This window comes from Pseudomonas sp. CK-NBRI-02 (assembly GCF_008124495.1).
Classification (GTDB): domain Bacteria; phylum Pseudomonadota; class Gammaproteobacteria; order Pseudomonadales; family Pseudomonadaceae; genus Aquipseudomonas; species Aquipseudomonas guariconensis.
The window spans coordinates 17,407-37,513 of the sequence record NZ_VSJH01000027.1 but is presented as its reverse complement, the minus strand read 5'-3'; the positions used below and the strand labels follow the sequence as shown (position 1 = coordinate 37,513).

Below are 20,107 nucleotides of genomic sequence, written 5' to 3'. Positions count from 1 at the left end.
GTTTGCGGATCCAGGCATGACAGACGAAGGCGAGCGCTGGAAAGAGAAGTACCTCAAAAGCATCGAACAGCAAGAGAAGCTGGAGCGCCGTTGGGAAGCTCGTCTCGATCTGCTGCGTCGCGGCCTGGTGCGCAGCACCTTGGCGGCCGAGGGCAGCGACAAGACAGTCGACCAGTGCATGAAGGAAATGCGCGAGGTCATTCGCAGCGACAACATGGACGCGGGGCTTGCGGGCCTGTTGCCACGCTTGGAAAAAGCCGTGCTGGACTCCGAGCAGCGCCGCGAGACTCGCATGACGCAGGTCAGCGAAGCCCTGACCTCGCTGGTCGAGCAACTGCAGCGCTTGCCCTTGCCCGGTGATATCGCCCGGCCCCTGAAGAAACTTTCAAAGAAACTCGATGGTGGGGTTAGCCAGTCCCGAGAGCTGCCGCCGCTGCTGGGCGAGCTGAGCGGCCTGCAGGGTCGCGCCCTGAGCTTGCTGCAAAGGCCCGATGAAGAACCGCGACCAGGATTCCTCCAGCGGCTGTTCGGCGGCCGCGAGGCGGACCTGGAGCCGGCCACCCAGCTTGCTGAAGCCAGGCCTGCCGAGGTCCTCGAAAAAACGCTGGCCGAACCAGCGGCGCTGGCCGATGTGGATGAACTGCATCCCTTGGCGCAACCGCAGATAGACCCTGGGCAGGCTGCTGAGCGCGATGACGATGCGCTGCCCCCTGAAACGGACGTCGAAGTAGCTGAGCTGAGCGGTACCGACGCGCCTCGCCCGCACGAAGGAGCGCTGGAAACCCTGCCGCTGCCTGAAAGCCCTGAGGCGGTTTCGTCGTCACCCATTGAAATCGAGCCTGCCGACGCGTCTGCCGTCGTCGCGGAGCAAGAGCTTGCTCATGTGCAAAGCACATTGGAAGCAGAAGGCCCGTATGCCCTCCCTGACGCTGTGGAACCCCCCTACAGCACCGTCGCGGCGCATATCGAGCAGACGCTGATCGGCCTGCTCGACGACCTGAGCCTACCGGAGCGCCATAAGGCACAGGCGTTGGCCATGCGCGAGCGGGTATCGCGTGGGTTGAACTGGTACGAGCTGATTCCGGTGCTCGATGACTTGGCCGTGCTTATGCTGGCCATCACCGACAGCGGCCAGCATGAATTCGAAGCCTACCTGCAACAGCTCAACGGGCGCCTGGAAACCTTCCAGAGCCACCTGCAAGAGGCCAGTGCCGGGCATGCCGACAACAGCTGCGCCGCGCGTGAACTGGACAACCAGTTGCGTGAGCAGGTCGATGGCCTGCAAAGCAGTGTGCAGGGCGCCGCGGACGTGGACAGCCTCAAGCTCATCCTGGAGAACCGCCTCGAAGGCTTGCTGAACACCATGGATGAGCACCAGCATGAGCGCGATCGTCGTGAGCAGGAGCTGGCGGACCGCTTGAAGGGCCTGGCCGATCGAGTGGCGAACATGGAGCAGGAAGCCCTCGGTTATCGCGAACACCTGGAGGAACAGCGCCAGAAAGCCCTGCTCGACCCCCTCACGGGGCTGCCCAATCGTGCGGCCTGGTCGGAGCGCGTCGAGCGGGAGGTCCAGCACTGGCAGGCCCACGGCGGGCATCTGCTGATGGCTATTCTCGACCTGGACCACTTCAAGCGGATCAACGACAACTATGGTCACCTGGCTGGCGACAAGGTCCTCAAGATCGTCGCCGACCAGTTGCGCAAGCGTCTGCGAGGGCAGGATTTCATCGCCCGGTTTGGCGGCGAAGAGTTTGTCGTGCTGCTGCCGCAGACCTCGCCTGCTGTCGGCCTCAAGCTGGCCGAGACCTTGCGAGCGGCCGTCGAGGCCTGCCCGTTCCACTTCAAGGGCGAGCGGGTGGTGATCACCACCTCTATCGGCCTGAGCGCTTTCCGCTCTGGCGAGCGAGGCGACCAGGTGCTCAAGCGCGCGGACGACGCGCTGTACCGAGCCAAGGATCAGGGCCGCAATCGCGTGGAGCAGGCATAATTATTTACCGCATTCACTGCGACCCGGGTGCTGACAATGGTCGACCGGAAACCTGATGGACAGGTTTCGGCCCCTTGATCGAACAGGAAATAGCAGATGAAAGCACTCAACGGATTGGCCGTGTTTGCCATGGTGCTGGCCGTGCAGACGACCGCAATGGCCAAAGAACATGTGTTTACCGCTCATGTGGCGGCGGATGGCACGTTGTTGCGGCAGTCCCCGAAATGGATCTCCGACATCACCCATCAGCCCCAGCCCAACTACTTCAGCTTGTACAAGCTGAAGTTGAACAAGCAGGTTGTGCGGCAGGACCCGGGCTTTTGCACAGTCTCTGCCATCGATGCCAGCAGTTACGATCGCCAGCTGCATGGACAAGCCAAGGTAACGGGCAAGCCTTCGGCAGAAAAGGTCGACGTGATGACTCAGCTGGTCGACAAGAAAGGACCCAGTGGCGACAACGACCTGGAGTTTCTTTTGATGTGCACGCGGTGATTGCGTTTCTCGAGCTGTAGTGAGAAGTGCACGTTATACTGTAGCGCTGTTGCCGATTACTTTACTGACGTGCCCTCTCCCATGAAAACGCTTTTTGCCGGGCTGATGTTGTTGATGGTGGCTGGCTGCTCCACCGGCCTGCGGATCGACCGTAACCATCCTTCCGTCAACCACGACAGCCGTATCCAGTTCATCGTCCTGCATTACACCAACGCATCCCTGGAGCGCTCCTTGGCCTTGCTGACCCATGGCGAGGTCAGCAGCCATTACCTGGTCGGCGATGGGCCAGCCACCGTTTATCAACTGGTTGATGAAAACCGCCGGGCCTGGCATGCCGGCGACAGCCAATGGCAAGGGCGTACTTGGCTCAACTCCAGCTCTATCGGCATCGAGATCGTCAACCCAGGCTACACCGACACACCCAACGGGCGCGTCTGGCACCCCTACAGCGAGGCTCAGATCCAGGCCTTGATCGCGTTGCTCAAGGATATCGTCAAGCGCAATCACATCGAGCCACGGCACATCATCGGCCACAGTGATATCGCGCCGCTGCGCAAGCTTGATCCAGGCCCGCTGTTCCCGTGGAAACGTCTCGCCGATGCCGGCCTTGGCGTTTGGCCAGACGCAAATGCCGTTGCACGACAACAGGCATATTTCAGCGTCAATCCTCCGACCATCAGCTGGTATCAGCAGCAACTGGCGCGATTCGGTTATGCGATCGAGCAGACCGGCGAGCTGGATGTTGCCACTCGCCATGTGATCGCGGCCTTCCAGATGCGCTTCCGTCCTCAGCGCTTCGACGGCATGCCGGATGCACAGACCGCCGCGATGCTGCAAGTCTTGAATCGCTCGCGCTGAGTAACGGTAACGAAACCTTTCTGATGGTGTCATACGCCAAACGGGCAGGCTGACTTCTCGCAGAGTTGCTATACCTCTTGGTAATCAACTGGATGCCTGTGATGTCAGCCTTCCTTGCGACACTGCGTCAAATTTTCCACCGTCCCTGGATGCTGGCTGGGCTGGCCGCATTTTCCAGCGCAATCGTGCTGCTCGCAGGAAGCTTTGGTGTCGCGCTGCAGCAGATGAAACAAAACGAAAGCGCACAGATGAACGCCCGGGGCGAGCGTTTCCTGGAGCGCCTTGAACAGATCTTCGGCCAGTTGCGCGAAGGCGTGGACCAATTGCAGGCGCAACCTCTGCGCGGTTGTGATGCGGCGATGGTCGCGGCCTTGCAGCAGATCGGCTTGAGTTCGCGATTCATCTATGAGGCCGCCTATGTGGACGGCGCGGTAGTCTGCTCCAGCCGTGGCGCCGAGAGCACCCTCGAACCCCTTCGTGCTCCGGACATCCAGGGGCCCACCTACAGCTATTGGCTCAACACCAGCACCGAGCCGAACGAGAACCTGGCCGCCTTGATGCTGGGGCGCGGCAAGTTCCTGGTATCTACCTCGCGGGGTCATCTTTCCGATGTGGTCGACTTGCCGCCGGGTGGCAGCGTGCTGGTCGTGCTCGACCATGGTACCCGGGCGATCCCCGTGCTCGGCCCGCCCCAGCGCTGGCCTCCGCCGACAGTGGAATGGCCGCCGCCACCGAACCAGTCGTTGCTGGAGAAGAACGACTGGTTGCTCTATCACATGCCGACCAACTCGCCCGACTACCAGTTGGTGTTGATCGCGCCTCGGGCGGGCCTGCCTCTGAAGATGAACGGGATGCTCTGGCTGCTGTTTCCGGGCAGCCTGGTATTGGCCTGTTGCGTCGGCTGGCTGGTGCTGCAATTGATTCTGCAACGGCGCTCGATGAGTTCGGAGCTGCAGAACGCCTTGCGTCGGGGCGAGCTGCAGGTGCTTTATCAGCCGATTTTCGAGCTCGACAGTCGCCGTTGCGTCGGTGCTGAGGCCTTGGTGCGCTGGCTCAGACCGGATGGCTCGCTGACCAGTCCCGATCTGTTCATCCCGTTGGCTGAAAACACTGGGCAGATCCGTCAGATCACGGACTTCGTGTTGCAACGGGTGCTGGAGCAGTTGGGCCAATTGTTGCGGGCCAATCCTTCGCTGTACATCTCAGTGAATCTGGCGGCCTGTGACGTGATGGTGCCCCGCATCGGAAGGGTGGCGGCCCGATTGCTGGCGCATCACCGGGTGGCGGCCAGCCAGATCGCCTTCGAGGTGACCGAGCGGGGCCTGATCGATGTGGTGGTGGCGCGTGACAATTTACAGGCCTTGCGCGCGGTGGGGCATCAGGTCCTGATCGACGACTTTGGCACAGGCTATTGCAGCCTGGCTTACCTACAGACGCTCCCGGTCGACTGCCTGAAAATCGACAAGGCTTTCATCGATGCGCTTGGGCATGACGCTGCGAGCAGCGGCGTGGCGCCGCACATCATTCGCATGGCCCACTCCCTGCACCTGCGAGTGATTGCCGAAGGGATCGAATGCGAGGACCAGGCGGAGTTACTCAATAGCGAAGGTGTCAATTATGGGCAAGGCTGGCTGTTTGCCCATCCGCTCAGTGCCCGGCAGTTCACCGAACTGGTGACCCGTCAGCGGCGCAAAGGCAAATAGCCGGCGGCGAACGTTGTGGGTGAACCCACTCTTACAAGTTCAATGGTGCTGTCGAGAACGGCCTGGATCCTCTGGGCGCAGGTTACTCGCGAAGCACACAGCCCACGGTGGAGGTTCTACACGGGCAAGGTCATGTAGAACTGCGTCCCCTGCCCTGGACGGGAATACACACCCATCCGCCCGCCATGCAGCTGGACGATCTCCTTGCACAACGCCAGGCCCAAACCGGCTCCGCCTTTCTTGCGCCCGACCTGGACGAAGGGCTCGAAGATCCGGGCTTGCTGGCCATAGGCGATGCCTTCGCCGTTGTCCTCCACCCCGATGATCACTCGTTCGGCATGCCGCCGCGCATGCAGCCGGATGCGCCCATCGTTGGCGGTATGACGGAGCGCGTTGTGCAACAGATTGTCCAGCACCCGGTCCAGCTGCGCGGCGTCTGCCGGGATGCGTGGTAGAGGGGGCTCGACGTCTATGAACAGCTCGATGTTCTTCTGCGCGGCCTGCTCGGCAAAGCGTGAATGGGCACGCTCGAGTAGCTCTTCGATGCTGCAGGGCGAAAGCTCCAGCTTTTGCAGGCCGCTCTGGTAGCGGGAAAAGTTGAGCAGGTCGTTGATCAGTTGGGTCAGGCGCTGCATCTCCTCGCCGATGGTGTCCAACAGGTCGTTCTCCCGCGCTTGGGGTGGAAACGTCACCCGTTCTCGCAACAGGCCAAACGCCATGTGCATGCCGGTCACCGGCGTACGCAGCTCGTGGGAGGCCCGCAGGACGAATTCACTGCGCACCCGCTCGAACGCTCGCTGCTCGGTGACGTCGTGCAGCACCATTACGGCTCCAAGGATCGGCCCTTGTGGGTGGCTGACCGGCGTCAAGCTGTAGGTGAGCAGACGGGTTTCGTCGTCCACCTCGATGCTCAGGTCGTCCGGCGGTCGGTCCAGGCTACCGCCGCGCAAGACCTGATGCAGTTGTGGCTCGAGCTCCGGGCGCTGTAATGCTTCGGCAAGGCCCGTTCCAACTCGACTGGTGTCCCAACCCAACTGGCGTTGCGCCACAGGGTTCAAATGTTCAAGGCGGCCTTGGCGGTCGATGATCAGCAGACCATCGTCGATGCTGTCGAGCACGGCCTGCAGGCGCTGCTGGCCGGCCAGCAATTCATCGATGTTGGTGGCCTGGTGTTTGCGCAGGGCATCGGCCATCAACCCGAAGCGCCGGGTGAGCTGGTTGAGCTCGGTAGCCTGGGTGACTGGCAAGGTGACGTCGAAATTGCCTTGGCCGACCTGATCGGCGGCCTTGGCCAGGGCCTCGATGGGTTGGCCGAAACGGCGAGCGATGTTGTGCGCTGTGACGAACCCGAGCACCACTACCAACAGTCCCATCAAGCCGAGCACGCCGCTGATCAGCAGGGCGCGGTCGCGCGCTTGTTCTTCGCTGCGTGTGATGCGCTCCAGGGCCTGCTTGTGGGAATCGATCAGGTCGGTACGGACCTGATTGAAGGCGGCGCCCAAAGGTTGCTCGGTGTCCATGCTGCGCGCGGGCGCCGCGCTTTCGCGGTAGGCCTGGAGAAAGGCTTGGTAATTGCTGCTGGCCTTGCTGAAGGCGGTGCGCTCGCCGCCTTCGGCAAGGCCTTGGTTGAGCAGGGATTGGAAGTCTTCCTGCAGGGTCACCAGATTGCGTGGGTCGGTGTCCGCATCGAGGATGAGCTTCAACTGCTCTCCAAGGTTCTGTCGTAGCTTGAGGGCGATCTCCAGCGTATGGGTGGTGTCCCCCACCAATCGCTGTTGCACTGTAGCCATCTGCATCACGCTGACCAGCCCGAGCAGCAGGCCGAGCAAGGCGACCGTGACCAGGGCCGAGATGCTCAGGAAAAGCCGCGTGCGCAGCTTCATGGGCCACTTCATAGGTTGTACTGCTTGCGTTTGCGGTACAGAGTCGAGGCGTCGATCCCCAGCGTCTTGGCCGCCTGGTCCAGGGTATCGCTGGCCGCCAGCACCGCGCCGATGTGGGCGCGCTCTAGCTCGTCCAGGCTCAGGGCGGCGCCGATGCGTGGTGCGTTGCTGGTGGGAGGCTCGGCCATGCCCAGATGGCTGACTTCCACGCGCTCCTGCGGACAGATGATGCTCGCCCTCTCCACTACGTTGCGCAGTTCGCGGATGTTGCCCGGCCAGCGGTAGTTGAGCAGTGCCGTGCGGGCCTCGTCGCTGAACACTCGCGCGGGCCGGGCATATTCCTTGACGAAGCGGGCCAGGAAGCGCTCGGCGAGCATGAGGATGTCTTCGCTGCGTTCACGCAGGGGGGGCAGGTGCAGGGTGATGACGTTGAGGCGGTACAGCAAGTCCTCGCGGAAGCGACTTTCACGAACCATTTCTTCGAGGTTGAGGTTGGTCGCCGCGAGGATACGTACATCGGCGCGGCGGGTGACAGGATCGCCAACCCGCTCGTACTCCTTGTCCTGGATGAACCGCAGCAGCTTGGGCTGCAGGGTCAGAGGGAAGTCGCCGATTTCATCGAGAAACAACGTCCCGCCGTCCGCCTGGCTGACGCGGCCGAGGGTGCTCTCGCTGGCCCCGGTGAAGGCGCCGCGGGTGTGGCCGAACAACTCGCTTTCCATCAATTCGGCATTGAGCGAGGGGCAATTGATGGTCACGCAGGCCTTGCGCATTCGCTTGCTCCAGCCATGGATGGCGCGGGCCAGTTCACCTTTACCGGTACCGGACTCACCCAGGATCAGAATGTTGGCATCGGTGCTTGCCACCTGCCGGGCAGTTTCCAGCACCGCCATCATGGCCGGGCTGTGGGAGTCCAGGCCGTCCTTGGGTTTGCGCACCTCGCCTTCGAGCGCTTCCAGGCGGGCGGACAACTGACGTACCTCCAGCTGCTTGGCGGTGGCCAGGCGCAGTTGGTCGGGGCTGCAGGGTTTGACCAGATAATCGGCAGCGCCGGCCTGGATTGCGTCCACCGCCGTGTCGACCGCTGAATGGGCAGTGACGATGACCACGCGCATCCACGGTGCCTGAATGCGCATCTGCGCCAGGACATCGAGGCCGTTGTCTTCGCCTAGGCGTAGATCGAGAAAGCACAAGTCGAACACCTGGCGTTGCAACAACGCTTCAGCCTGGGCGGCGCTGCTGGCCGTGGCGACGCTGTAGCCTTCATCTTCCAGGCAATAACGGAAGGTTCGCAGGATCGCGGATTCGTCATCCACCAGCAGAATGCGGCCTTGGTTGTCCTGGGCTGATTCCATTTTCCTGCGCTCCTTCGGGATTGATCTCAATTAGTGTCGGAAAAATCGGGCAAGTTGCATGGTCAATTCTGAAGGAATCCGCCCTTTGCATGCTAGCCAATAGCCTTTCCTGCCTCCTGGCCCTGCCAGGGCAGGCGCTCAGAAAGAAGACAGCGGACTGGCATGGGGGTTGCGACGGTTCTCTCTTTATATGTCACCGATGGAGGAGCTGACATGTCTTTTTCCCTGAGAATCCTGGTGCTGACGACGTGCATGCTGACCGCCGTGCCGCCGGTTTTCGCCGATCCCGTCCAGGACGCGCGCCTGCAAGGCGCCCTGCAGACAGCTCTGTCGCTGAACCGGGTGCTCAACCCCTTTCGCATCGAAGTGACAGTCAATGGCGCGAACGCCAGGTTGACCGGCGAGGTGGAAAACGATGTCGAGCGTCAGCTGGCCGAGCATGTCGCGCTTGCCACCCACGGCATCGAGCAAGTCGACAACCAACTGCAGATAAACCCGGCGCTGGTCGAGCGGCCGCTTGAACTGCGTGCCTATGCCCAGCGTCTGGAGGACGCCACCTTGGCAGCGGTGATCCGAGCCCGGCTGCTCTGGAGCCGTATTACCGAAAAGGCAGCTATCGAAGTGGAAAGCCGCGAGGGCGTGGTCACCCTGCGTGGCAAGGTCGACAGCGCCGAGGCCAAGGAGCTGGCAGGCGTGTTGGCGCGGACCACCGATGGGGTGCACCTGGTCAACAACCTGGTCAGCCTGGACAGCGCCGCCATGGCCAAGGCGCGGGAGAAGCCCGTGGATGCACCGGTCGGCCCGCAGCCCAGCGACAACTGGATCGTCGACAAGATCCAGAGCAGTTACCGCTACAGCCGCAACCTCGACGGCCTGAACCTAAAGGTGGCGAGCGAACAAGGCATGGTCCGGCTTTCCGGTGAGGTCGTCAGCAGCGAGCAGAAGACCATTGCCGTGGAGGTGGCACGGCAGATCATCGGCGTGCGAGGCGTGGATGCCGACCTGTTGAAAGTCGCGAGCAAGGTTGAGGGTTGATCGTGCAAAACGCACGACCCCAGATAGGCCATCGTGCAGGATACGTGCTTGATGGCCTTTGGTGTTCCATATAAGTGTCTGATTTAAAAGGATTTTAAAAGAAGGCGAAGGCTGGCATGCAGGCTGCAACTTCCTGTCTAGGTTCGAATAAAAACACAGCAGGAGGAGCCGGCATGAATCGCCCATTCGTCAACCGCCCGCAGATCGCCGATTCGCCCTGGCGTCAGTGCTTGTTTCTGGGCCTTGCGCTACTGCTGACATTGGCCGCTGGCCAGTTTTACTACAGCTGGCAGACGGCGCGGTTGGCCGAGCAGGTGGCGGCGCAAACCGCGCTGTTGACGCAGATCCAGGCGAGCCGTGCCAACACCTTGGTCAAAGCCACCGCGCCGTTGCCGGCTGCCAAGGCTTCGCCAGCCCATCTGGACACTGTCGTCCATGAAGAACGCTGGGTGTTCTGAATGCCGTACCGGATCGATTTCAAAAAGAAAGGAGAACCATCATGCTGAGTTGGGCTATCACTTTCCTGATCATCGCCATCGTTGCTGCCGTGCTGGGCTTCGGTGGTATCGCCGGCGCCGCCACGGGTATTGCGAAGATTCTGTTCATCGTCTTCCTGGTGCTGTTCGTGGCTTCTTTCTTCTTCGGACGCGGCAGAGGTTGAGCATGAGCCGGATGCTATGCAAAGCCCTGGCTACTGCCCTGTTACTGGGCGGTAGCGCAGCGGCGATGGCGGCCAATGACGGCCAGGTTCGGGTCGATCAGCTGCTCGGTTCGGACCCCGATTACCGCGAAACGTGGCAGGACACGATCAAGGGCGAGGAGCGCCTGCCCGATTGGGTCATCAATTTATCCGGCAGCTCGCAACACCAGATGTCGGCGGTTACCGAGGATGGTGACCGGTACTTGGTGGGCCCTTTATGCGAATCCCCGTCCAACTGCACGTACAAGCGCCTCGTGGTGGCGTTCAGTTGGGACAAGGATCATGCCTACGGAATGCTCGTCGAAGTCCCCGAAGGCCTGCCCGCGGACAAGTCACCCACCCGACATGCGCAGTATCGCTGGCTGGGTGATCCGGACGACGGGATGAAAGCCATGCTGCAGGAGCAGCTCAAGCGGGATCCGAAGTGGTACTGACCAAGGGTCACGCATGTGTAACGTCCTAGAAGCTGAACCTTTTTATCTTTCAGGCTTCTATGGTGCGCCACTCCGAGGAGGGGTGACGCATGACCAAGGGGCTGGGCTGTTCTGATTGTTGCAGGATCGGAGTGGCCTAGGGGTACAGGGAGTACCTCCGCAATGGGCCGGGTCAGGTAGGGCGGTATCGGAAGTTTTGACCGGCGGTGTCAGATTAGGCGCAAAGCCAGGTCAGACTTCCGAGACGCCTATATAAGAAAGACGTCTGGTTGCTTTCAGTATTTTTCCCTCAAGACACATTTTGTCTCGACCGTATATCGAAATTTTTTCGATGGGCGCATCGCGTACCTTTAGTACCTTTGACACCATTCGGATTGTCGAACAAAGGTAGAAAACCCTCGTATGGATGCCGATAAATCGGCCGAAAAATGGCGCTTTGGTCTTGTTCGGGAATCCGAACACCGGAAAACCAACCCCTTCTGATGCGCGAAATTCCTCTCAAGCCTCATGCCGATTCGGCATAGGGTAGTCATTTACGGCATTAGACTGACCCCCGTCCCGTCGCAATAGTTGCCGCCTTTTTTCGCAGGCCGGAGCGTCCGACGCTCGCTTGCGGTGACCTTCGATGGCGTCGCCGCACGGAAGTCCAACGCTACCCAATACGCTGGCAAAGGCTCTGGGATGCGTTTTTCCGCCTGGCACCCATGACCACTAGAAGAAAGGGTAAAGACATGAAGAAGGCAAAACTGAGCCTCGCCTGGCAGATCCTCATCGGACTTGTCCTGGGCGTTGCGATCGGCGCGCTGCTGAACCATTTCAGTGCAGAAAAGGCATGGTGGATCAGTAATGTCCTGCAGCCTGCCGGTGACATCTTCATTCGCCTGATCAAGATGATCGTCGTCCCGATCGTGATTTCGTCGCTGATCGTGGGCATCGCCGGAGTTGGCGACGCGAAGAAACTGGGCAGCATTGGCCTGAAGACCATCATCTACTTCGAGGTAGTGACCACCATCGCCATCGTCGTGGGCCTGGTGCTGGCCAACCTGTTCCACCCAGGTGCCGGTATCGACATGAGCACCCTGGGCACCGTCGACATCTCCAAGTACCAGGCCACTGCGGCCGAGGTGCAGCATGAGCATGCCTTCATCGAAACCCTGCTCAACCTGATCCCGTCGAACATCTTCGCGGCTGTCGCCCGCGGCGAGATGCTGCCGATCATCTTCTTCTCGGTGATGTTCGGCCTGGGCCTGTCGAGCCTGCCGGGTGATCTGCGCGACCCGCTGGTGCGCACTTTCCAGGCTGTGTCGGAGACCATGTTCAAGGTCACCCACATGATCATGAACTACGCGCCGATCGGTGTGTTCGCCCTGATCGCGGTCACTGTCGCCAACTTTGGCTTCGCCTCGTTGCTGCCTTTGGCAAAGCTGGTCCTGCTGGTGTACTTCGCCATCGCCTTCTTCGCCTTCATGGTGCTGGGCCTGGTTGCCCGCCTGTTCGGCTTCTCGGTCATCAAGATCATGCGCATCATGAAAGACGAGCTGATCCTGGCTTACTCCACTTCCAGCTCCGAGACCGTCCTGCCGCGCGTGATCGAGAAGATGGAAGCCTATGGCGCGCCGAAATCGATCTGCAGTTTCGTGGTGCCGACCGGTTACTCCTTCAACCTCGACGGCTCGACCCTGTACCAGAGCATTGCGGCGATCTTCATTGCCCAGCTGTACGGCATCGACCTGTCCTGGAGTCAGCAACTGCTGCTGGTGCTGACCCTGATGGTCACCTCCAAGGGCATCGCCGGTGTGCCGGGTGTATCCTTCGTGGTCTTGCTGGCGACCTTGGGCAGTGTGGGCATTCCGCTGGAAGGTCTGGCATTCATCGCCGGTGTCGACCGCATCATGGACATGGCCCGCACCGCCCTGAACGTGATCGGCAATGCCTTGGCCGCCCTGGTCATCGCCCGTTGGGAAGGCATGTACGACGCCGCCAAGGGCGAGCGCTACTACAGCTCGCTGCTGGCCGGCCACAAGCATGACGCCGTGGTTGCGACTGCAAGCGAGCCTGCCAAGGCCGTGCAGCAGAACCACTAAGCACACATGCTGAAAAAAAGCCCCGACTCGATCGGGGCTTTTTGTTGCCTGGCAATCTGTCAGGGCTTTGCCGGAGCGGATTGACCCGTGGACCAGGGCAAAGCCCTGGCCCTGGCTCCAGCCCACTGGCGCGATACGCTATCATTCGGGCATTTTTCAGGGGGAACACACGGATGCTCAACGGCCTTTGGCTCGGCTTTTTCCTGGTGGCGGCGGTCAGCGCCCTGGCCCAATGGCTGGTGGGCGGCAATGCCGGCATCTTCGCGGCGATGGTCGAGAGCATCTTCGCCATGGCCAAGCTGTCGGTGGAGGTCATGGTTCTGCTGTTCGGTACCCTCACCCTCTGGCTGGGCTTCCTGAAAATCGCCGAACAGGCCGGTATCGTGGAGTGGCTGGCCAAGGTCCTGGGGCCCTTGTTCGCTCGCCTGATGCCGGAAGTGCCGCCTGGGCACCCTGCCCTAGGCCTGATCACCATGAACTTCGCCGCCAACGGCCTGGGCCTGGACAACGCGGCAACACCCATCGGCCTGAAGGCCATGCGCGCCCTGCAGGAGCTCAACCCCAGCAGCACCACCGCGAGCAATGCGCAGATCCTGTTCCTGGTGCTCAATGCCTCGTCCCTGACCTTGTTGCCGGTGACGATCTTCATGTACCGCGCCCAGCAAGGGGCCATGGACCCGACCTTGGTGTTCCTGCCGATCCTGCTGGCCACCAGTGCTTCGACCCTGGTCGGCCTGCTCTCGGTGGCAGTCATGCAGCGCCTGCGCCTGTGGGACCCGGTGGTGCTCGCCTACCTGGTGCCCGGCGCCTTGTTGCTGGGGGCGTTCATGGCTTTTCTCGGCACCCTCTCGGCAACGGCGCTGGCCAGTCTTTCGTCGATCCTGGGCAACCTGACATTGTTCGGCGTGATCATTCTGTTCCTGGTCATTGGTGCGCTGAGGCGGGTCAAGGTCTACGAGGCCTTCGTCGAGGGCGCCAAGGAAGGTTTCGATGTGGCCAAGGGCTTGCTGCCCTACTTGGTCGCCATGCTGTGCGCGGTCGGTGTGCTGCGTGCGTCCGGCGCCCTCGAGCTGGCGCTGGATGGCATTCGCCACACAGTAGAGTGGATCGGCCTGGACACCCGTTTCGTCGAGGGTCTGCCCACGGCGCTGGTCAAGCCGTTCTCTGGCAGCGCGGCACGCGCCATGCTGATCGAAACCATGCAGACCCACGGCGTCGACAGCTTCCCTGCCCTAGTGGCGGCGACGGTGCAGGGCAGCACCGAGACGACCTTCTATGTGCTGGCGGTGTACTTCGGCGCTGTGGGCATCCAGCGGGTGCGGCACGCCGTGGGGTGCGCCCTGCTCGCCGAGCTGTCCGGGGTGATCGCGGCGATTTTGGTCTGCTACTGGTTCTTCGCCTGAGCCTGGCCGGCCTGGGTGACGGTCCAGTTCACCACTTGCCCTACCAGCTGGTCGCTGGCATTGCCGAACCCCGCCACTACCGCTGACACCTGTTTGTCGGCCAGCGGCTGGCGCACTTCGAAGCGATGGCTGGCAAGGATGCGCTGGCTGCGTCCGTCCACCAGGCGCGCGTCATAGCGCACCACCACCTCCACCGTGTCCTGTGCACGGTACTCGCTCTGGAATGCCTGCAACTCGCCGGCCAGCTCGTAATCGGCCTGCAGGTTGCTGTCATCGGCGCTCAGGCGCTGCACCCGTCCGTCGCGCTGGAAACCGTCGAGCAAGCGGTTGCGTATCAGCAAAGGCGCTGGATCGCTCCAACGTGCGCCCTTGTAGCTGCTGATCACATCGCCCTGGGGGATCACTGCGATACGGGGTGTGGCCAAGACCTCACTGGCCAGGGGCTTGTTCAGACGCAACGACCAGTCCAGCGCGCTGGCGGTTCGGCTGGGTTGGTTCACGGGCAGGCGATAGGTGTCCACCGGCTCGGTCTTGGGCAGGATCGAACAGGCGGTGGCCAGGCTCAAGGTGGCGGCCCAAGCCAGAAGGCGCAGCGTCGGTCTCATGGCTGGAACTCCTTGTTGTTGTCTCGGCCCAGCAGATAGCCGCTCGGGTCGGCCTCCAGACGCCGGGATATGCCCTTGAGCGCGTTGAGGGTTTCGCGCAGTTCTCGGATGGCCGGCGCCAGTTGATTCAGGCCCTGGGCGCCACCGTCGATGGCCTCGCGGTTGTCATTGAGCATCTGGTTGATGGTCTGGGTACTCTCGGCCAGCGACTGCATGGCCTGTTCAGCGCTGTCGATGGCCTGCTTGCCTTCGCTGCCGACCAGGCTGTTGGCGTTGCGCATCAAGGCCTGGGTCTCGGCCAAGGTGGCATTGGCCTGTTTGCCGAGCTGGGCCAATTGATCGATGGCTTGGCTGATACCGCCCTTGTGGCTGGCGAAGGTGCCGGTGGTCTGCTCCAGGTTGGCCAGGGTGTTGCTCAGGCGCTCGATATTGTCTTCGGAGAACATCTGGTTGGCGTTGTGCAGCAGCAGGTTGATGTTGGTCACCAGGTCACTGCTGTCGTTGAGCAGGCGCGAAATGGGCGATGGTGAGGCGACGATCACCGGCAGTTTGCCGTCCTTGCCCTTGAGCTCAGGGCTTTTCGGCGTACCACCGCTGAGCTGGATGAACGAGTTGCCGGTTACGCCAGCCAGCGTCAGCTTGGCCTGGGTGTCTTCCTTGACCGGCGTGTCGGCGCTCAGGCGGATGCGGGCCAGAACCCGGCGCGGGTCTTTGGGGTCCAGGCGCAGGGTGCTGACGTCGCCGACCTTGATGCCGTTGTACTGCACCGGGCTGCCCCGGGACAGGCCGGACACCGCTTCGTTGAACACCACTTCGTAGTCTTTGAAGGTGTCATCGACGCTCGACTTGGTCAGCCATAGGCCGAACAGCATGGCGCCGGCCACCACCAGGACGGTGACTAGGCCGATCAAAACATGATGAGCTCGGGTTTCCATTGTTCAGCGCTCCTGCCCGGCGCCAGCGGCGGCCTGTTCCGCCGCCCGCCCGCGCGGGCCGTGAAAGTATTCGTGGATCCAGGGATCGTCGGTCTGCTCGACCTGGGCCAGGGGGCCGGCCACCAGGACCTTTTTCTGTGACAGCACCGCGACCCGGTCGGTGATGGTATAGAGCGTGTCCAGATCGTGAGTGATCAGGAACACCGAAAGGCCCAGGGCATCGCGCAGGGTCAGGATCAATTGATCGAATGCGGCGGCACCGATCGGGTCGAGGCCGGCGGTGGGCTCGTCGAGGAACAGGATGTCCGGATCGAGCGCCAGGGCACGGGCCAGGGCGGCGCGCTTGATCATGCCGCCGGACAGCGAGGACGGATACTTGTCGGCGGCGGAGATCGGCAGGCCGGCCAGGGCCAGCTTGACCCCCGCCAGGTGCTCTGCGTCGGCGCGAGAGAGGCCGGCGTGCTCGATCAAGGGCAAGGCCACGTTCTCGGTGACCGTGAGCGAGGAAAACAGCGCGCCCTTCTGGAACAGCACGCCGAAGCGTCGTTCCACCAGGGAGCGCTGCTCGCTGTTCAGGGTGGCCAGGTCCTGGCCGAATACGTTGACCTGCCCTTCGTTGGGCCGGCGCAGCCCGATGATGCTGCGCAGCAACACCGACTTGCCGCTGCCCGAGCCACCGACCACGGCGAGGATTTCGCCGCGGTACAGGTCCAGGTCGAGATTCTCGTGCACGCTCTGGGTGCCGAATCGGTTGCATAGCCCCCGGGCTTCGATCACTGCGTCTGGTACGCCACTCACCAGCCCATCTCCATGAAGAACAGTGCGGCCACCGCATCGAGCACGATCACCACGAAAATCGACTGGACCACGCTGGAGGTGGTGTGCGCCCCCACCGATTCGGCGCTGCCGCTGACCTTGAAGCCTTCCAGGCAGCCAATGGCGGCGATCAGGAAGGCGAAGAACGGTGCTTTGACCAGGCCGACGATGAAATGCTGCACGCCGATGTCGCTCTGCAGCAGCGAAAGGAACATCGCTGGCGAAATATCCAAGGACAGGGCACAGACCACGGCGCCGCCGACGATGCCGCAGATCATCGCGACGAAGGTCAACAGCGGCAGGGAGATCAGCAAGGCGAGCACCCGCGGCACCACCAGCAGTTCGATGGGATTGAGCCCCAGGGTGCGGATGGCATCGATTTCTTCATTGGCTTTCATCGAGCCGATCTGTGCGGTAAAGGCGCTGGCGGTGCGTCCGGCCATGAGAATGGCGGTCAGCAGCACGGCGAACTCCCGCAGGAAGGAAAACGCTACCAGGTCCACGGTGAACACCGTAGCGCCGAAATCCGCCAGTACCGTGGCGCCGAGAAACGCCACCACCGCGCCCACCAGGAAGGTCAGCAGTGCCACGATCGGTGCGGCGTCCAGGCCGGTCTGCTCGATGTGCGCGACCACCGGCGTGACCCGCCAGCGGTGAGGCTGCCAGGCCCTGCGAGCGAGCGTCTCGAGGATCAGGCCGATAAAGCCGAGCAATTGCCGGGTGTCCTCCCAGAGGGTGGCGACGGCGCAGCCGATGCGCTCTAGCAACAGCAGCAAGACGGGGCGCTCGGCTTCCTTGACCGGGATGCAGTAGTCCTGCACCGAGCAGTAGACGTTCTTTAGCAAGGCGCGGCTGGCTTCGGGGAGGTCATGGGTGCAATGCGACAGGCGCTCGGAGCCGAGCAACTCGGCCAGCAGCGAGGCGCCGGCGGTGTCGAGTCGACCCAGCTGGCTCAGGTCGGCGATCGTGTCGTCGCCATACTGTGAGCGCAACCGTTCGCTCTCGCGCTTGAGGCTGGCGTAGTGGGCCAAGGTCCAATCACCGGCGATGCGCAGGCAGGCCGGTTGGCTGCTGGTGTCCAGGGTAGCGCTGGGGGTGGTCATAGGCTCCATGCATCTGACAGGGCGCGAGGCGTCGACTCAGATCATAGCGCACCAGAGCGGCTGGGGCTGCTGGGCTGTCGCTTGCCACCGGCACTGGGGCGCGGGTTCACCCGCGAACATATCGGTGAAAGCAACACGAGACAGTCGCGCCCAAGCATCACTGGGCTGGCGCGTCGTCGAGCACCTTGAAGCGCAGCACGCCAATCACCTGGCCATCCTCGGTCAGTACCCTCACCTGCCACTTGCCCACCGGGTTGGGTGGGAAGTTCTGCTTGTGGGTCCAGGCTCGATAGCCTTCCTTACGCCCGCCGTGGATGTCCAGGGCGATGCGGTCGACTTCTTTGCCGTTCAACTGCCACACATGATAGATGCGCTCGTTCAGGCCGCGCGGGGCGTTGATGGCGGTGTAGGCGTACAGGCCACCGCTACGGATGCGACTGACGGGGACTTCCTCGAGAGAGTCGCCGGGCTGGCGGTTCTGCACTTCAGTACTGACGGCCACTTCAGTCATCCACAGGGTCGCCGGAGGTACCCAGGAGCGCAACAGCCAACCGCCGCCGCCGACCGTCAGCGTCACCAGCACCAACGCCACCGCACGGCGCCAGTTGTTGATCGGGAAACTGCTGGCCAGGCTCGGGAACGACAGCGCCATTGCGGCAATCAATGCCAGCTTGAAGCTTTGCGCGGTCGTCAGGTGCAGGATGATCGGCAACGCGGTCAGCAAGGCGGCGAACAGCGTCAGGGTGTGCAACGCCAGGAACAGCCAGCGTCGGGGCGCCAGCCACTTGTAGTACAGCGGGTCGATGATCGAGATGAGGCCGGCCGCGCCGAGCAAGCCCGTGAACACCAGCTGGCCGCTGTTCCAGGTGGTGGTGATGAAGAAGAACGGCAGGACGAAGAACAGGCTCTCCTGGTGGATCATCTGTGTCGCGTAACGCAGCAACGGCTGTGGGATCTCGCGCTTGAACACCTTAGCGAACAAGCCCGTCAGGGTATTCTCCAGCATCAGCCAGACCCAGCTGACCAGCATGAGCACGGCAACCCAGCTGGCCAGGCTGGCCTGGCGATCGACAAGGATGAAACTGCCGATGCCGGACAAGAAACCGCCCAGCGCGATGACGCCGGGGTAGCGCTTGAGCAGCTCGATCACGCGGATGACGAAATGGGGTATCGGGGGCATGGACGCAACAGACAAGAACGTGAGTGAGGCCAGGCAGGCCCTATCGCGGTAAAAGCTCGCGACAGGATGGAACTGGCAAGATGATGCCGCAGGATACTGCCAAATCAGGGCTTGCGTGTAGCGTCGTCGGGCTCAGCTGCCCGATGGCGTCGCAGACGCAGCAGACCAACGGCCAGGATTACTCCCAGCAGCAAAGCGAGTAGCCCATAGAGTTCGTCGAAGCCCAGCAGCGGCTTTTCGATGCGCAAATAGCCGGGCTCCTTGAGTAAGGCGCGCAAGGCGGCATCGGCCTGCTTGAGGCTCACCTGGCGCAGCTTGCGCGCCGGGTCACGGAAGCGCCCGTCGTTGTAGTCGTTGAGCGCACCCCAGTAATAGTCCGCCAAGGCGCTGTTGCCCTGGGTGCTCCAGCTTTCCCGGGCGATGGCTGCGTCCTTGATGCGAGCGAAGGTGTCCGGGTCCAGGCCGTTCTTGCGCAGATGATCGAACAACTGCTCCATTACCTTGATCGCCTGGTCGACATCCTGTCGCTCGAGGTCTGCGTTCAAGGCCAGCATGCCGGTATCGCCGAAGCTTTCGCGCCGCACCGATGGTCCGTAGGACAAGCCATGGCGCAGGCGCAACTGGTCGTACAGGGCCCAGTCCAGATAGCGCGAGAGCAGATCGAGGGTGGCGTTCTGGTCGTTGTCGGCCGCAGGTTCGATGAACAGCCAGTGCAGTTTGACGCTGTCCCCCAGCCAGCCGCGGGTCAGGTCGCGGCGTTGTTCGGCCTGTTGAGTGATGGTGTCGAGGTTTCGACGTTCGCCCGGCTCGGTGGCCGGCAGTTCGCCGTAGGTGCGTTCCAGGTAGGCCGGCAGCAGGCGGTCCAGGCCGCCAACCACGATCAGGGTCATGTTGTTGGCGGCATACCAGCGTTCGCGCAAGGTTTTCACCTGCTCGAGGGTCATGTCCTCGAGGTTGGAGCGCTCGGCGCACTTCAGGCCCAGCTCCACGGCCAATTGGTCGCTGCCTGGGTGGCCGATGTCCTGGCGGTCGAGCCAGCGTTGCAGGTGGCCGTAATGGCCGCCGTCCTCGCGTTCGATGATCTTTTTCGCCGTCTCCAAGGACGTGGAGTCGATGCGGGTATCGCGGATCACTGACAGCAGCAGGTCCAGGACCTTGCGTTGGTTGCGCGCGGGCGCTTCGATCACGAAGGTGGTGTCGGCACTGCTGGTGTAGGCATTCCACTCGCCGCCCAGCGATTGCAGGCGCTCTTCCAGGCCCCCTTCGCCGGTGTCGTCGATGCCGCTGAACAGCAGGTGTTCAAGCAGATGCGGCAGTTCCTTCTGGTCGCAGTCGAAGTCATCCAGGCCGACGCCGACCACCAGGCGAATGGCCACGTGATCGCGCTCATAGCCGGACTTGAGGATCACCTGCAGGCCATTGGGCAACAGATAACCCTCTACCCGCGAACGATCGAGGGCAAACGAGGGCAGGCTGCAGATCAGCAGGCAAACGAACATCAGGCAACGCATCGGCGAGCTCGGGTCTCCAGGTG

Annotated in this window: 18 protein-coding genes; 10 read left to right on the top strand and 8 right to left on the bottom strand. The window is 62.3% G+C overall.

Annotation, left to right across the window (positions count from 1 at the left end; all coding sequences use genetic code 11):
• The first annotated feature begins 16 nt into the window (after positions 1-16).
• The 4 genes from DQ397_RS16855 to DQ397_RS16840 all read left to right on the top strand — a co-directional run bounded on the left by DQ397_RS16855 (position 17) and on the right by DQ397_RS16840 (position 5,040).
• A complete protein-coding gene (locus DQ397_RS16855) occupies positions 17-1,987 on the top strand; it encodes a GGDEF domain-containing protein (RefSeq protein WP_043207731.1) in 1,971 nt (656 codons plus the stop codon).
• Between the two features lie 96 nt (positions 1,988-2,083).
• Positions 2,084-2,479: a hypothetical protein gene (locus tag DQ397_RS16850; protein WP_052352394.1), complete on the top strand. Its 396-nt coding sequence runs from the start codon at positions 2,084-2,086 to the stop codon at positions 2,477-2,479.
• 81 nt (positions 2,480-2,560) lie between these two features.
• Entirely contained in the window at positions 2,561-3,337 is a 777-nt protein-coding gene (locus DQ397_RS16845) for an N-acetylmuramoyl-L-alanine amidase (RefSeq protein WP_043207733.1), read from the top strand.
• A 101-nt stretch (positions 3,338-3,438) separates the two neighbouring features.
• On the top strand, positions 3,439-5,040 hold the full coding sequence (locus DQ397_RS16840; RefSeq protein ID WP_043207735.1) for an EAL domain-containing protein: 1,602 nt from the start codon (positions 3,439-3,441) through the stop codon (positions 5,038-5,040).
• A gap of 116 nt (positions 5,041-5,156) precedes the next feature.
• On the opposite strand, the gene DQ397_RS16835 is transcribed toward DQ397_RS16840, so the two are convergent.
• On the bottom strand, positions 5,157-6,935 hold the full coding sequence (locus tag DQ397_RS16835) for a KinB sensor domain-containing domain (RefSeq protein ID WP_043207737.1): 1,779 nt from the start codon (positions 6,933-6,935) through the stop codon (positions 5,157-5,159).
• Positions 6,932-8,278, bottom strand: coding sequence for a sigma-54-dependent response regulator transcription factor AlgB (gene algB / locus DQ397_RS16830; RefSeq protein ID WP_043207739.1), 1,347 nt, complete (start codon positions 8,276-8,278; stop codon positions 6,932-6,934). Before algB ends, DQ397_RS16835 begins: the two co-directional genes overlap by 4 nt.
• Before the next feature lie 213 nt (positions 8,279-8,491).
• On the opposite strand from algB, the gene DQ397_RS16825 reads away from it, so the two are divergent.
• From DQ397_RS16825 to DQ397_RS16800, 6 genes are all read left to right on the top strand, one after another.
• Positions 8,492-9,313, top strand: coding sequence for a BON domain-containing protein (locus tag DQ397_RS16825; RefSeq protein WP_043207740.1), 822 nt, complete (start codon positions 8,492-8,494; stop codon positions 9,311-9,313).
• Between the two features lie 173 nt (positions 9,314-9,486).
• Entirely contained in the window at positions 9,487-9,771 is a 285-nt protein-coding gene (locus DQ397_RS16820) for a hypothetical protein (RefSeq protein WP_043207741.1), read from the top strand.
• 41 nt (positions 9,772-9,812) lie between these two features.
• Complete coding sequence (locus DQ397_RS16815) at positions 9,813-9,974, top strand: DUF1328 domain-containing protein (protein ID WP_003252966.1); 162 nt, start codon at positions 9,813-9,815, stop codon at positions 9,972-9,974.
• Positions 9,975-9,976: 2 nt separating this feature from the next.
• Positions 9,977-10,447 (top strand): inhibitor of vertebrate lysozyme family protein, encoded by a 471-nt coding sequence (locus DQ397_RS16810; RefSeq protein WP_043207743.1) that lies wholly within the window; start codon positions 9,977-9,979, stop codon positions 10,445-10,447.
• A 731-nt stretch (positions 10,448-11,178) separates the two neighbouring features.
• Positions 11,179-12,531 carry a glutamate/aspartate:proton symporter GltP gene (gene gltP, locus DQ397_RS16805; RefSeq protein ID WP_043207745.1) on the top strand — a complete coding sequence of 451 codons (1,353 nt, stop codon included), beginning with the start codon at positions 11,179-11,181 and terminating at the stop codon, positions 12,529-12,531.
• A 173-nt stretch (positions 12,532-12,704) separates the two neighbouring features.
• Entirely contained in the window at positions 12,705-13,934 is a 1,230-nt protein-coding gene (locus DQ397_RS16800) for a nucleoside recognition domain-containing protein (protein ID WP_043207747.1), read from the top strand.
• On the opposite strand, the gene DQ397_RS16795 is transcribed toward DQ397_RS16800, so the two are convergent.
• The 6 genes from DQ397_RS16795 to DQ397_RS16770 all read right to left on the bottom strand — a co-directional run bounded on the left by DQ397_RS16795 (position 13,916) and on the right by DQ397_RS16770 (position 20,084).
• Positions 13,916-14,539: an ABC-type transport auxiliary lipoprotein family protein gene (locus tag DQ397_RS16795; RefSeq protein ID WP_043207750.1), complete on the bottom strand. Its 624-nt coding sequence runs from the start codon at positions 14,537-14,539 to the stop codon at positions 13,916-13,918. The two genes, DQ397_RS16800 and DQ397_RS16795, sit on opposite strands and share 19 nt — an antisense overlap.
• Complete coding sequence (locus DQ397_RS16790; protein WP_043207751.1) at positions 14,536-15,474, bottom strand: MlaD family protein; 939 nt, start codon at positions 15,472-15,474, stop codon at positions 14,536-14,538. Before DQ397_RS16790 ends, DQ397_RS16795 begins: the two co-directional genes overlap by 4 nt.
• Before the next feature lie 3 nt (positions 15,475-15,477).
• Complete coding sequence (locus tag DQ397_RS16785) at positions 15,478-16,272, bottom strand: ABC transporter ATP-binding protein (protein ID WP_043207753.1); 795 nt, start codon at positions 16,270-16,272, stop codon at positions 15,478-15,480.
• Positions 16,269-17,402 carry an ABC transporter permease gene (locus DQ397_RS16780; RefSeq protein WP_043207755.1) on the bottom strand — a complete coding sequence of 378 codons (1,134 nt, stop codon included), beginning with the start codon at positions 17,400-17,402 and terminating at the stop codon, positions 16,269-16,271. Before DQ397_RS16780 ends, DQ397_RS16785 begins: the two co-directional genes overlap by 4 nt.
• Before the next feature lie 148 nt (positions 17,403-17,550).
• On the bottom strand, positions 17,551-18,573 hold the full coding sequence (locus DQ397_RS16775; RefSeq protein ID WP_043207757.1) for a DUF5924 family protein: 1,023 nt from the start codon (positions 18,571-18,573) through the stop codon (positions 17,551-17,553).
• Between the two features lie 104 nt (positions 18,574-18,677).
• A complete protein-coding gene (locus tag DQ397_RS16770) occupies positions 18,678-20,084 on the bottom strand; it encodes a pitrilysin family protein (protein WP_043207759.1) in 1,407 nt (468 codons plus the stop codon).
• Positions 20,085-20,107 lie beyond the last annotated feature (23 nt).